Raw genomic sequence first — 14,543 nt, forward strand, 5'->3', positions numbered from 1 at the left:
GTAAATCATGTCAAAATTTGTCAACTATTACAATACGCTTTTGGCAATTTTTGGTGAGAATCAGTAATTTGACAATTTATGCTACTACGACGCTATTACCAGCGATGCTTATCCCAGTTATCAGGGTTGGCCCAATAGTCGGCATTCAACCAATTTGGCAGCTTTTTATAATCATACAAATTAAATTGCCATAGCATTAACGATGCTGGTAAGTTTGAAGATGAGTTAGGCAAGCGAGTGTCACCTAAAAGGTTAAGGGGCGTAAATCCGTAAGCTCGTAGATCTAAAGTACTATCAAGGACGATAAGTAGGTGAGCAGCGTAGAGGTCGCGGTAGCGCATGAGCAAAGGAATAGAGGCTTTCAATATGTCTGATGATAGATTGGGTAGCCAAAAGCAGGCCAGCTGATAGCGCTGTGATAGCTGCTGTGTATTTAGTGCTGGCAATGTAGTTAAATGAAATAAAGTGTCGGTCTCATCGTCGTTCAGACTCAACTGCGTCCTCAACTCAGCTATCATTTTTTGATCTTCAGCTATCCATAACAATTGAGACGTCTTTTGTCTGTCTTCATCTGTTTTTTTATCATTCGAATCTGCAAGGGTGGGTAACAGCACCTCGATATATTCGCGCAATATTGTAAGAGCCGTCATATCAAGTTCAGGTGTGTTTGCCGAGAGGTCAGTCATGAAGTAGTGCCAGCAGATAAATAGATGAGTTTTATTATAAAGGATAAACATAAAGTTTGGCGACTGATCTTAAAACTGTTTTACGCTTGAAATTTCGTAGATTAAGCCAATCTAGCAGTATAATTAACTGCTATACAATACTGATGCAATTACAATACTTTGTAAATATAGGATGCAATTTATCCTATAGTTTTATTCGATAGCCATGCTCACTATACTGACAACCATTACCTAAAATGTAACCATCTTAAATAATAGGAATCTTTATGTCTGTCTCTGAAACCGATGCGCAAATCATCAATCCTGATATGCCTGATGTACCACCACATGCCCCTAGAAAAATCCACCTGACAGACTATCAATTGCCAAGTTTTGATGTGGATACTGTAGATTTAGATATAAAGATATTTGACGATCATGCAACGGTCGATAGTAGGCTGGTCATGAACCGTCAAGCGGCAGGTGATTTAGTGCTGTACGGTGAAGACGTTGAGCTTGTTACTATTATGGTTGACGGTGAGCCGCTAAGCTCTGAGCAGTATAGCCAAGCAGATGGCAAACTTACGATTAGCGATGCGCCTAATAACTTAACATTAGAGTTGCAGGTTCGTATTCATCCGCAAACCAATACGGCACTCGAAGGTTTGTATATGGCAGGCACTGGCAGTGATACCATGTTCGTCACTCAGTGTGAGCCAGAAGGCTTTCGCAAGATTACTTTTTATCCAGATCGTCCCGATGTGTTGGCAATATTTACTACGCGCGTTGAAGCGAATAAACGCTATCCAACACTGCTTGCCAATGGTAATTTGGTTGAGCAAGGGGACGTTGTAGAGGCGCCAGACCGTCACTATGCTATTTGGCATGATCCGACCAATAAGCCAAGTTATCTGTTTGCCTGTGTTGCCGCCGATTTAGATGTGCTTACCGATCATTATACGACCAGTGAAGGCCGTGAAGTCCTGCTGGAAGTGTACGCTAAGTCTAGCGATATTGACAAATGCCATGTCGGTATGCAAGCATTAAAAGACGCCATGGCATGGGATGAGGTCAATTATGGCCGGGCCTATGACTTGGATCGTTATATGATAGTCGCGGTCAGTCAGTTTAATATGGGTGCAATGGAGAATAAGGGCCTAAACATCTTTAATACTGCCTGTGTATTATCTAGCCCTGAGACCACGACCGATGCGCGTAGCTTCAATGTCAAAGCCGTTATCGCTCACGAATACTTTCACAATTGGACAGGCAACCGTATTACCTGCCGCGACTGGTTTCAATTGTGCCTAAAAGAAGGCTTTACCGTCTACCGTGATCAATCGTTTTCGGCGGATCAGCAGTCAAGTGCAGTACAGCGTATCGATGACGTAGCAACATTGCGCGCGCATCAGTTCACGGAAGATGCAGGACCATTGGCGCATCCCGTACGTCCTGAGAGCTTTGTTGAGATCAATAACTTTTATACCACGACTGTCTATGAAAAAGGCGCTGAAATTGTACGCATGCTGGCTAATACATTGGGGTCAGACAATTTTCGTAAAGGCACTGACGAATATTTCCGTCGTTACGATGGCCAGGCCGTCACAGTTGAGGACTTTTTATCAGCCTTAAGTATCACTGACGATAAAATTGAGAACTTTATTGATTGGTACCGTCAACCAGGTACACCAATGCTATCTGGTCATCAAGCCTATGATCGTGAGACGCAAACGCTGACCATTACTTTAAGTCAGCAAACGCGCCATGTGAACGGATTTGAAGCGCCTAAGCCTTTACCAATTCCAGTCGCGACAGCACTATTCGATAAAGCGTCTGGTGACATAGTTGGCGAGCGTATGTTGCTATTAGATCAGGCTGAGCAAACTTTTAGCTTCGATAATATTACTAGCGAGCCTGTGGTGTCATTGCTCCGTGATTTTAGTGCCCCAGTACAGCTCAATTATGATTATCAAGATGAGGACTTGGCATTTTTGCTCACGCATGAGACCAACGGTTTCAACCGCTGGCAAGTGACGCAAATGCTCGTCAATCGTATTTTACTGCAAGGTCAGGGCACTAAAAGCAATCCGGAAGTGTATCTGCAAGCATTGGCACAGACATTGCCAACGTTGGCGACCGATGATGCCATGTTGGCTGCGCGCTTGCTTGATATTCCATCCGCGCAAGAGCTGGCCTCTGCTATCCACAAAGACTATGATCCAGTATTGATTAAAGAGCAGCGTGAAGGCTTGTATCGCCAAGTAGCAGAGTCGCTATCGCCGCAGTGGACAACGCTATATGAACAACTACCGCTACAGTCTTATGAAGATAGCTCTGAGGCTCGCGGGATGCGTGCATTGCGTAACGTGGTATTAGATATGGCATTGACTGCCAAAGTTACAGGAGCAGCTGAATGGGCGCAGCAGCAGTACGATAATGCCAGCTGTATGACCGAACGCTTTGGTGCTTTAAAGGCGATGGTCAACCATCAGGTCGCAAATGCTGATAAGTATTTGGCAGATTTTTATAATCGCTTTCAAGCAGATGATTTAGTGATTGATTTGTGGTTCAGTGTGCAAGCCGCTGCTGACAATGTGAATACGGATAAGATTAACGATCTGCTGACTCATGCAGATTTCGATTGGAATACGCCCAATCGTGTACGCTCAGTCATTAGTGCTTTTGCTTCCCAGCCGACCGTACTTTGGACATCAGAGGGCCTCAGGATTTATACTGATGTTATTCAAAGACTGGATGAGTCTAATCCTGTCTTGGCCTCGCGCTTATTGCAAGTGCTCGCACGTTGGTATACTTTGGTCGAGCCGCGTCGTCAAATGGCGCATGAGCAGCTTATCAGCTTGCAGAAAAAGGTATCTTCTAAGCATGTACTTGAGAGCTTAGATAGCGTATTGAGTGCAAAGGCGGACTAATAATTTGCTTTAACAATCAAAATAAAAGGCTAAACTAAAATATTAGTTTAGCCTTTTGACATTATGTAGCATTGATTGTATTCCCTCACCATCTAAAGCTCATTTATCGCATAGTAAGAAAAAGCCTATAATTTCAATTTAGTTAGACAATAAAAAACCCACCTACGAATAGATGGGATTTTTCTTTTTTGATAACCATTTAGGCAATCGATGGTCAACAATTAACGATTGGGCAAAATGTCTTTAACCATATCGCGTAGATTATGTATAGCAGTGACGGTACTATCCCAATCAAGACACCCATCAGTGATAGATTTGCCATACTCAAGTTGACTTAAGTCCGCTGTCAGTTTTTGGTTGCCACCTTTTAGATGACTTTCAATCATCATGCCAATGATAGACTTGTTGCCTTTTTGAATTTGCTCTGCGACATTTTGAATGACCATAGGCTGTAAATATGGGTCTTTGCCTGAATTTGCATGACTTGAATCAATCATAATCTTGCTGTTGGTTTTACCTTTTGCCAGCTCATTTTCAGCTTGAGCAACTGCCGTCTCATCGTAGTTGGGCTTACCATTACCGCCACGCAGTACGACGTGTGCATAAGAGTTGCCTTTAGACTTAATGATAGAGACCTGTCCATCTGATGACAGACCTAGGAAGCTATGACCTTCTTTTACTGCTTGCATAGCATTCACAGCGACTGTCATGCCGCCATCAGTACCGTTTTTGAAGCCTACTGGGCATGATAATCCTGAGCTCATCTCGCGATGTGTTTGACTCTCTGTCGTACGTGCGCCAATCGCTGACCAGCTGATCAGATCTTGCATGTACTGTGGCGTATTTGGATCCAAAGCTTCAGTGGCACAAGGCAAACCCTTCTCATTTAAATCAAGCAAGAGTTTGCGAGCAGTACGCAGGCCTTTTTCGATATCGAAACTGTCGTTCATATCAGGATCGTTAATCATGCCTTTCCAGCCGACAGTGGTACGCGGCTTTTCAAAATAGACACGCATCACGACAAAAATAGTATCTTCGACTTCTTTTGCCAATACGGCTAGGCGATCAGCGTATTCGTGTGCCGCTTTGATATCGTGAATAGAGCAAGGTCCGATAACCACAAATAAGCGCTTATCTTTGCCATCTAAGATGTCTTGAATAGTATGACGACCCTTTGAAACAGTTTCATAAGCTTCGTTTGAAAGAGGTAGCTCAGCTTTTAACTCAGCGGGAGTAATCAAGGGGATGAGTTGTTCAATATTCACGTCATCAATATCTGCGTTGTGGGTAGCTGTTGTTGTCATAATTCTACTTCATATAGCTAATATATAGGGATATTCATTATGCGGTCAAAATAGCGGGTTGGCAAGGGCAGTCGGCGAGTTAATTGACTGATAACTGGAATGTTAAAACCAAAATTTTGTTATACTTGCCTATTATTATAGGATGTAGGGCATATTTTTCCTCTATATAGCGTAGTTATAGGCTATGTTTTTATGCACTCTATATATAAACGTGCTTAGTAGGTCGATTAACATACATCATGTCTATCGGATTTTAAGCGTATGATTATTATATGTTTAGCCTAAGCGTCGATATATTTTAAATGGTTCGTCATTTGTCTTTGCGTTGTTAATATTGAGAGTTTGTCATGATTGATTCTGCCTCACCTTTTCAAGGTACCCAAGCGTCTGCCGACCCGTTTGGTATGGTAAAGGATGAACAGCATCCACCCCATAAACCGTTTGTGATTGGTATTGTAGCAGGTGAAGTATCTGGCGATAGTCTGGGCGCAGACTTTATGCAGCAAATGAATAATCTGCGTGATGATATCGTATGGGTCGGGGTTGGCGGTGCAAAAATGCAAGCGCAAGGGCTACATAGTATTTTTCCATTAGCGCGTCTAGCAGTGATGGGATTGGTAGAGGTTTTGTCGCAATTATCTGACTTGCTTAAAGCCCGCCGTGAGTTGCTATCTGCCTTTCAAACTGCGCATATAGACTGGTTTGTCGGTATTGATGCGCCTGATTTTAATCTAAGGGTTGCAAAGAAGCTCAAACCAAAAGGGGTGTTCTGCGTGCAGTATGTCAGCCCATCAATTTGGGCATGGCGTGAGTCGCGTATACATGGTATCAAAGCAGCGACCGACTTGGTGCTGTGCTTGTTTCCATTTGAGCTGACAGTGTATGAGCGCCACAATCATCCTGCCGTATGCGTCGGTCATCCGCTACTGCGAACCTTAAACCAAGACTTGGTAGATACACCAACCAATCATCTGCGTAGTGAGTTGGTTTGGCAAAATGATGGTTTACAGCAGTTCTTCGTTGAACGTTTTGATGAGGTAAGTCAGCTGATTTGTGTGATGCCAGGGTCGAGACGCGGCGAGATAACAGCGATTTTGCCACTGATGTTAGAGGGTATTCAAAAGTTATTGTTGGTCGATCCTAAGTTGTGTTTTATCATACCGACTGTTGATCAAAACCATCAATATATCGTGCAAGATGTGATTGATCAGCGCTCAGAGCAGTTGCGTGCAGCCATCGTCGTAGTCTATGACCAAAGTCAGCCAACCTTTAGTCAACAAGCCATGGCGGCCTCTGATATTGTTATGCTAGCGTCAGGTACAGCGACACTTGAAGCCATGCTCCTTGAGCGTCCCATGGTCGTCATCTACCAATTAAACCAGCTGACTTATCAAATTGCCAAACGTTTGGTAAAAGTGCCTTATGTCGCATTGCCCAATATATTGGCAGCAAAAGCCATCGTGCCTGAGCTGATACAAGAGCAAGCAAACGGAGAAAACATTTGCCGGACAGTCACAAAACTATTGCAGCCTCGCGCCTATGCCGAGCAGCTACAGGCTTTGATCGATACCAAGCGAACCTTACAGCAGCAAAGCAACCATGAACCGGCCAATAGTGTCATTATGCAATGGTTTGCTCAAGATAGTCAAAAGCAGCAAAGAGATGGCTATTAATAGCAATCAATAAAAATATATACAAGAAGTAGGCTGTTTATGAGTCACAAAACCAGTTTAGATAATCATATTATCCATATCAAAAGCGATATTGTGCTTATAGATATCAAAGGACAATTTATAGACTTAGTCGCTCCAGTTCGTTTGCATGGTCACGTAAAGCTTACTGACGATTTATGTCAGATGATTGCAACTACAGGTCATGAAACAGAAATGATGCCGCTACAGATTGGTATTGATGAAGCAGGGCGGGGGCCTTTGCTTGGTAGTGTGAATGTTGCTGGCGCAATTTTGCCGCGCATATGGTCAGATCTGATAGAAAATCAGCCATTGCTAAATACCCCTCTATCGATATTGACGGACTCCAAAAAGTTAAGCGAAAAAAAGCGCGATAAGCTCTATCCTTTGGTGCAGCAACATGCTTTGGGTTATGTTATCGCTGAGATCCCAGCTGCGGTCATTGATCAGCTCAATATACTGCAAGCGACTATGCTCGGTATGCGCTTATGTACAGAAGCCTTACTGACAGCAGTGGCAACGCATTATGCAGACACTATGAGTAGTACATCTTGTAAGCTGCAAGCCCAAGTATTATTCGATGGAAATCGCTGTCCAGATCTGGATTATCTGACACTTGCAACGCTTGGTATATCTGAGTCCAGTATTGATTGCCAAGCTTGGGTAAAGGGAGATGCACGGCACACTAGTATTGCAGCTGCCAGTATCTTAGCAAAGGTGAGCCGCGATCAAGCTATGTATCAGCTAGATTCATTGTATCCACAATACGGTATTGCCAAACATAAAGGTTATCCTACTCGTGCTCATATGGAAGCTGTGGACCTTTATGGCCCATTGCCAGAGCATCGTCGTAGCTTTGCGCCGATAAGAAAAGCATTAAATAATGAAAGATAGAGTAACCATAAAAGGGCTATTTACTTCATTGATTCCTGTGTGTCTTAATTAAGCTAGGCAAAAGAAAATAGCCTAAGCAAAGCATTGTACTATTCCTAAAATGTCCCTTAAAACCATCCTTCAAGTTGTGTCTTTAAGCACTTATAAAACTCACGTTTTATCAAACCGTCTACTACAGACGGTTTTTTTATGGTCATAAACGGTTCTATTTATCTTCAATTGGCATACTTATTGCTCATTCTGATTATGGTCACCCAATATGCTCATTTTACGATATAGGATAAACGATGAATTTTATTACCTCAAAGAAAAGCCTTGTCATGGCTCTCTCCTCAGCGCTTCTTTTAACGGCTTGTGGCGGTGGTGGTGGCGGTAGTGACAGTGGCAGTGACAAGAGCGCTGATACAGGTTCGAGTAGTAGTCCAGACACTTCTAACTCGTCTGAAACTGTAAGCCCAACAGTACCTAACGACACTTATACACCCTCAAAGCCTACCACCTCTCCTGAAACATCAGAACCTACTACTCCAACGCCATCAGATACTAATACGACAAATACAAAGCCTGTATTAAAGACTGAAGTTGATATGAGAGGCGTTGAAAGCAAGAGCCATAAGGGGGCTGCGCAAGTAGGATCAAATCTACTAAGCTCACAAAGACAGGCTTGTGCGCTTGGCGGAATGGCAGATAACGATGAGCTAACCAAAATAGCCACGCAACATGCGCAGTATATCCAGCATGTGTTCTCAAATAGCAGACCAACGGTTTTTAATGCTCATGGTGAAGAAGATATTTCAGACATAAGGAATTGGACAGGAAAAAATAATCCGTTCTTTACAGGTACTAGCTTTAAAGATCGTCTGCTTAAAGCGAGGTATTCAAATTTGGCTTATGGCGTCGTGGAAAATATCTCGAGAGTTACCTACTACAGCTCAGCTGGTAAAGTTGCCTCACCAGATTATGCAGCACATTCAATGACAAAATCTTTATTGGCGGCCCCTTATCATATGCGTCTACTGGTAACGCCTAACCTTAGCCAAACAGGCTCAGGTATGATAGCTTACAAACCTTATGGCAAAGCTGCTGACAAAAGCCAAGGTTATGTCCTTGTCAACGCCTCATCAGCCGATAAAAAAACAGAAAATCGTACGGTTAATGGGCTGTTTACTTATCCTTGTACTGACGTAGTAGATACCAATACAGCGCTTTACAATGAATTTCCAAGCCCAGTCGCAGGGACAGGCCGTAACCTAGGTACTGACCCTATTGGCCAGCCTATCTATATCAATATGCCATCAGCGAAGAGCATTAAAGTGAGCAACATTAAGTTTCGCGACGTCAAACGTAATATAGATGTACCAGTTGATTTATTGGACTATAGTAACGACCCTCATAAGAGAACCGCTTATGAGTTGCCAAAAAATGAAGCTTTTATTTTACCCCTTACTGATAGTCTAAAAAGTTGTGAAAAAGGGCGGAGGAAAGGTAAGAACTGCGGGCTTTATGGTGATAGTGAATATCAAGTCAGTTTTGATGTCTTAGTGGACAATAAGACCCAAGAGACTAAGAAAATCACCTTTACTACAGGTGAGGTTAACTACTAGCTAAGCGGTTCATATAAGTATTATATATACCTCATAAAAGAAGGGCTGAATCGAATTACTGATTCAGCCCTTCTTTTATAAAGTGAAAAGCTTTAAAACGACGAGTTCGGCTGTTGTAAAAACTCTTCTTCAGCATCAGTGGACTCTCGGTCTAATACCCCGTTACGATGGGGAAAACGACCAAACTGGTCGATAATGTCTTTATGACGATGCTCAAAATCCAATGTTTCAGAGTCGTCTAATTGCTCAAACAGTGGCAGATAGCGTTCATGAATCATCGCCGATTCAGAATGCATAAACGGCATGATGATAAATTTGCGCCATAACGTTGGTAGTGTGTCAAAATGTGGTTGTTTAATAGCTTCTTGTGCCAACACCAAAGCCATTCCATCTTGTGCAAAAGCGTCTGCCTGCTTGCGACACAGATTGCGCGAAAACTGATCTAACACGATAATCTCTGCCAATCGTCCTGCCAAAGCAGTGATTGAGCTATTATTGTCTGCTGGCGCGTCTGCAATACGCCACGTCACGCATTCGCCTTGCTGGGCTGCTTGCCAAATATCGTCAAATTTCTCTTTTATCTGTTTATCAAAGTTATTGTTTTGTTCGAACCAATACTGCTCGTTATCTTTATCGAACCAAAAATCTAAGACCGCACGTGCATCAGCGTCAAGATATTCTAAATTAATATGTTCTAGATCAAGTTGCGATAAATTAGCTGAGCTGGTAGAGGTGGAATAATCAGTTGATAGTGACATAAGATATTCTAATTGTGATGGATTTAGTCTACTATAACGCAAATATTTATATCTGTCATGATGCCGACAGCCGCTATTAGGTAACCTCTTATGCATTCTAACAACCCCATAAAAACCAGCCATTTGTTAACACCGTCAACGCCTTATTATTTGCTCGATGAAGCGGCAATCATTACCAATATGCAGATTATTGCACGGCTATGTGAGTTATCAGGCGCAAAAGCATTGCTTGCGCTTAAGTGCTTTGCCACGTGGGGCGTGTTCGATGTGATGACTCCCTTTTTGCATGGTACGACCTCGTCTTCGCTCAATGAAGTACGGTTAGGCTATGAAACTTTTGGTAATAACAGCGAAGAAAGTAGAGACGGCAAAAAAGAAACTCATGCCTATAGCGTGGCTTACAGCGCGGACGAAATCGATGAGGTATTAAACTACGCGGACAAGATTATTTTTAACTCCATTCCGCAGTTGCATGCCTTTAAAGATAAGGCGCATACAAAAAACATACCTGTCGGGCTACGTCTCAACCCAAAGACCAGCAACTCGTCTTTTATTATCGCAGATCCTGCTCGTCCTTTTAGCCGCTTGGGCGAGCATGATAAGGATAAAATCAAGGCGGTACTGAGCGATATCACAGGCGTCATGATTCATAACAACTGCGAGAATGATAGCTTTGAGGCGTTTAGCGAAAGCTTAGCTGATATCGAAGATAGATTTGGTGATATTTTAGCGCAACTTGAGTGGGTGAGTTTGGGCGGCGGTATTCATTTTATTGCGCCTGATTATCCGCTAGAAAAATTAGCCGACAGATTAAAAGGCTTTAGTGAAAAATACGGCGTACAAGTCTATCTTGAGCCGGGCGAGGCGAGTATCCATGGCGCTGGCACGCTGGTCACGACAGTGCTGGACACCATGCACAATGACAAAAATCTCGCCGTCGTCGATGCCTCTATCGAGGCGCATATGCTTGATTTGCTGATTTATCGTGAGTCTGCGCCAATCACTTCTGTCAATGCAGAGTCAGTGGAGGTGATGCCTGTCGAACAAGTACAACAAGACGCTGCTGACAATACTATTATCTACGGACGCTCTTGCTTGGCAGGGGATATTTTTGGTGAATATCAATTGGCAAAACCGTTAAAAATTGGCGATACCATAAGCTTTGGTAATGCGGCAGGCTATACCATGGTTAAGAAAAACTGGTTTAATGGTGTTAATATGCCAGCGATTGTGATTCGACGTCTAGATGGCAGTATTGATGTGCAGCGCGAATTTGATTATCAAGATTACAAAGCCAGCTTGTCTTAGTATATTTGAATCCAAATAAATCAGATACATGGCTATCAAGCTGCTCAATGAAAAGTTGTTTTTCTTGCTTGCTGTGCCTACGCAGACAGATGCTGCGAAAAACAACTTTTCATCTCACTGTATCGTTTTTATATCGGATTGACTATATAAGGCTTCGTTGTTAAAGTTAAATTATCAAAAACAAAGACTTAAGGGTAAGGGTTTAAACTTTAAATTCATTGGTTTTTTCTACATTATTTTTGTCGATAGTGGGATAAAAATTGTTATAATCGCGTCGAACAAAGCGCCTACAAACAAAAAGGGCGGTTTGTTCGACGGGTGCGTGGGTTTTCCTCGGTCTTCCTTTTTAATTCACGCATATCATTCACTCGTTTCTGTTTTGCATAGCCAATATCAATGGTATCGACAGGGACACAAAGGAGGATTGTTCATTGAACACAAATCAAACCAAATCTAGTAAAAAAAATGTGCTTATCATTGGTGCAGGTGGTGTCGCGCAAGTGGCTGCGCATAAGTGTGCGATGCATAATGATGTGCTGGGCGAGATTCACATTGCTTCACGTACCAAAGATAAGTGCGATACTATCGCTCAAAGCGTCAAAGACAAAGGTAGCTTTAAGCAAGCGGCAGTCTTGCATACCCATCAAGTCGATGCCATGGACAGCCAAGCGCTTGTGCAGCTAATACAAGACACAGGCGTACAAATCGTCATTAATGTTGGTTCAGCATTTATCAATATGACCGTATTAGAGGCTTGTATTGAGACGGGCGTGGCTTATATTGACACAGCTATACATGAAGATCCGCGTAAGATTTGTGAGACGCCGCCATGGTATGACAACTATGAGTGGAAGCGTAAACAGCGCTGTGCGGACAACAACGTCACAGCGATCTTGGGTGCAGGGTTTGATCCGGGTGTGGTCAACGCTTATGCGCGTCTTGGCTATGACATGATGGATGCAGGTTCGGTCACCGATATCGACATTATCGACATCAATGCGGGCAGCCACGGCAAGTACTTTGCCACCAATTTCGACCCTGAGATTAATTTCCGTGAGTTTACCGGTACAGTTTACTCTTGGCAGGATAGCAAGTGGCAGTCTAACAAGATGTTTGAAGTTAAGCGTACCGATGATCTACCTGTGGTCGGTGAGCAAAACAGCTACTTAAGTGGTCATGACGAGATTCATTCTTTATCAGCCAACCTAGATGTGCCAAACATTCGTTTTTGGATGGGCTTTGGCGAGCACTATATCAATGTCTTTACTGTGCTCCAAAACCTAGGTCTATTGTCTGAGCAGCCAGTAACGACCGCCGAAGGACAAGAAGTAATTCCGCTAAAAGTGGTCAAAGCGGTACTACCAGACCCAAGCTCGCTTGCCCCAAACTATACCGGCAAGACTTGCATCGGTGACAAGGTCAAAGGCCAGATAAATGGCGTCGATACTGAGGTGTTTATTTATAATGTCTCAGACCATAAGGATGCCTACAATGAAGTCGGTAGCCAAGGTATTTCTTATACCGCAGGCGTGCCACCTGTCGCGGCTGCCATGCTGGTTGCCACTGGCGAATGGGACGCGGGCAAGATGGTCAATGTCGAAGAGCTCGATGCTAAGCCTTTTATCAATCTATTGAATAAGATTGGTTTGCCAACCCGTATTCAAGACGCCAATGGTGATAGAGCATTAGAGTTCGATATTTGAAATTGAATTATTTATGAGCACTGACACCATATCAAGTTAGCGTTTGATATGGTGTTTTTTTAGTTTTAATAACTTTAATAGCTCTGCCAATATAATAAAGAGGATTGGTAATGTCCCTTACTCAATACGAAGTTGGTGATTTAATTATCAATGCTGAGAAATTAAAGGTCTTGATGGTTTTAGAGTCGCCATATGTCAATGAAATTATCCATAATCATCCAGCGGCAGGCGAGTCGGCGCTTGAGCTGACGCGCTTGTTAACCCGCAAAGGCTACGTACCATCCTTTAACCCAGATGTGCCCGTAGGCTGCAACATCAAAGCCTTAAACTACGCGCCGCTGGGTATTTTAAATTGCTCACATTTTCCCATGAACGCTGATGCTTATCCATGTGGTCTGCCCGATAACGCGCAATCACAAGTCGATAATCTTGCCACTCTCAAACAGTATTTTGCACCGCATCATCAACCAGACGTCTCAATAACATTGGCAAATACCGCCGTTTTTACAGACTTTTCGCAGCGTCTCACGTCGGTACTGAGGCAAAACCCTAACGTGGCCATTATCCCTTGCGGTCAGACGGCATCAGGCTTTATAGATAGCTTTGTCGCAACCACGGATCAGTCACCAAACATCATCGCACGCCTGCCGCATCCCACAGAAGACGCGTGGCAACATGTAGCCAACACAGATTTGCATGCCATTATTGACCCTGCGATGTTGCCCTAAGCTTGTCAAAATATACTATGATTGCTTTGACGACCAAACATAGCAGTCAAGGACGATAGCCATGAGCGATAACGCGCCGCCTATCACACCCATAAGCTTAGACGCAATCCGTACCTGGCTGATTGCCACCACGCGCCTGTTTGCTAGGTTTGCGGCCATATTAATCGTGCTGGCTGGCGCTTTGATTGCCAGCTTTTTGCTGCACTTGCCGCTCATCGTGTCTTATGGGCTAATCCTTAGCATATCAGCTGTCCTCTTTATCATGCTGATTATGATGTCGATTAAAAACATCGTCTATCTGTATCTAAAGTCCAGCGTTTGGGGGCAAATCGTTTTGTATTTGCTCGTTGCGCTCATCAGCGCGCGCTCGTATTTGTGGGCGATTGGGGCTATCAATCGTATCTTTTTGGTCGATCCGAGCAACCTTGCGCTGACCACGACGGTATTGACCGCCATTGTCTTTTTTAGATACGCCGTTATGATTTTGCTTGCCACTTATCTGTTGGCCATTGGCCTGTATTTTTATGTGAGGCAAAAGGATGGGGCGCAAAACAGCGACCGGCAAAAACTGGCTACAAAGATACTGGCCAAAAAACTATACGCGGGCGCCGCTTTTGTGGTCATCGTCGGCCTGAGTGTCATCGCTGCTGGCAATATCTCAAAATACAGCGATCAGATGATACAAGCGTTTGCGATCCATATTGATTTTTATACCCATCATGCTTGTATCAATGATGATAAGGGCATGAAGGACAGTGATGGGATTTTGTTTTTGTCAGCGCGTGATATTTTAGTGGCCAAAAAGGCGGGGCCCATGCAGTGGCAATACCAGCACGTCCGCTGTCAGACGCCCTAAAACCCGCTACGCTAACAAATCGCCCACCACCAACCCATAGCGAAACCGTGAGGCTGTGCTAAAATTTGCGCCTTTGGCACATCAATATAAACCATCCTAATG

The 14,543-nt window shown here is 43.5% G+C and carries 11 protein-coding genes; 8 read left to right on the top strand and 3 right to left on the bottom strand.

What is annotated here, in order from left to right; all coding sequences use genetic code 11:
- Positions 1 to 95 precede the first annotated feature (95 nt).
- The gene (locus Q0890_RS09635) at positions 96 to 686 is read right to left on the bottom strand and encodes a DUF6231 family protein (RefSeq protein ID WP_299220095.1); all 591 of its coding nucleotides are present in this window, start codon (positions 684 to 686) and stop codon (positions 96 to 98) included.
- A gap of 308 nt (positions 687 to 994) precedes the next feature.
- Between Q0890_RS09635 and pepN the strand changes: the two genes are divergently transcribed.
- Positions 995 to 3,595: an aminopeptidase N gene (gene pepN / locus Q0890_RS09640; protein WP_299220843.1), complete on the top strand. Its 2,601-nt coding sequence runs from the start codon at positions 995 to 997 to the stop codon at positions 3,593 to 3,595.
- A gap of 221 nt (positions 3,596 to 3,816) precedes the next feature.
- Here pepN and Q0890_RS09645 read toward each other — a convergent pair whose 3' ends face one another.
- A complete protein-coding gene (locus Q0890_RS09645) occupies positions 3,817 to 4,899 on the bottom strand; it encodes a 3-deoxy-7-phosphoheptulonate synthase (protein ID WP_299220098.1) in 1,083 nt (360 codons plus the stop codon).
- A 404-nt stretch (positions 4,900 to 5,303) separates the two neighbouring features.
- On the opposite strand from Q0890_RS09645, the gene lpxB reads away from it, so the two are divergent.
- The 3 genes from lpxB (at position 5,304) to Q0890_RS09660 (ending at position 9,088) form a co-directional block, all read left to right on the top strand.
- Positions 5,304 to 6,572, top strand: coding sequence for a lipid-A-disaccharide synthase (gene lpxB / locus Q0890_RS09650; RefSeq protein ID WP_299220846.1), 1,269 nt, complete (start codon positions 5,304 to 5,306; stop codon positions 6,570 to 6,572).
- Between the two features lie 39 nt (positions 6,573 to 6,611).
- Positions 6,612 to 7,484 carry a ribonuclease HII gene (locus tag Q0890_RS09655; RefSeq protein ID WP_299220100.1) on the top strand — a complete coding sequence of 291 codons (873 nt, stop codon included), beginning with the start codon at positions 6,612 to 6,614 and terminating at the stop codon, positions 7,482 to 7,484.
- 287 nt (positions 7,485 to 7,771) lie between these two features.
- Entirely contained in the window at positions 7,772 to 9,088 is a 1,317-nt protein-coding gene (locus Q0890_RS09660) for a CAP domain-containing protein (RefSeq protein WP_299220102.1), read from the top strand.
- Between the two features lie 92 nt (positions 9,089 to 9,180).
- Here the strand turns inward: Q0890_RS09660 and Q0890_RS09665 are convergent, their stop codons facing one another.
- Positions 9,181 to 9,846 carry a DUF924 family protein gene (locus tag Q0890_RS09665; protein WP_299220104.1) on the bottom strand — a complete coding sequence of 222 codons (666 nt, stop codon included), beginning with the start codon at positions 9,844 to 9,846 and terminating at the stop codon, positions 9,181 to 9,183.
- A gap of 90 nt (positions 9,847 to 9,936) precedes the next feature.
- Here Q0890_RS09665 and nspC point away from each other — a divergent pair, with 90 nt between their 5' ends.
- The 4 genes from nspC (at position 9,937) to Q0890_RS09685 (ending at position 14,441) form a co-directional block, all read left to right on the top strand.
- On the top strand, positions 9,937 to 11,154 hold the full coding sequence (gene nspC, locus Q0890_RS09670) for a carboxynorspermidine decarboxylase (RefSeq protein ID WP_299220107.1): 1,218 nt from the start codon (positions 9,937 to 9,939) through the stop codon (positions 11,152 to 11,154).
- 431 nt (positions 11,155 to 11,585) lie between these two features.
- Complete coding sequence (locus tag Q0890_RS09675; RefSeq protein WP_299220109.1) at positions 11,586 to 12,857, top strand: saccharopine dehydrogenase family protein; 1,272 nt, start codon at positions 11,586 to 11,588, stop codon at positions 12,855 to 12,857.
- Between the two features lie 110 nt (positions 12,858 to 12,967).
- The gene (locus Q0890_RS09680; RefSeq protein WP_299220112.1) at positions 12,968 to 13,585 is read left to right on the top strand and encodes a hypothetical protein; all 618 of its coding nucleotides are present in this window, start codon (positions 12,968 to 12,970) and stop codon (positions 13,583 to 13,585) included.
- A gap of 61 nt (positions 13,586 to 13,646) precedes the next feature.
- The gene (locus Q0890_RS09685) at positions 13,647 to 14,441 is read left to right on the top strand and encodes a hypothetical protein (RefSeq protein WP_299220114.1); all 795 of its coding nucleotides are present in this window, start codon (positions 13,647 to 13,649) and stop codon (positions 14,439 to 14,441) included.
- The last annotated feature ends 102 nt before the right edge of the window (positions 14,442 to 14,543 follow it).

Origin of the sequence: uncultured Psychrobacter sp., assembly GCF_947488565.1 — a bacterium.
Classification (GTDB): Bacteria; Pseudomonadota; Gammaproteobacteria; order Pseudomonadales; family Moraxellaceae; genus Psychrobacter; species Psychrobacter saeujeotis.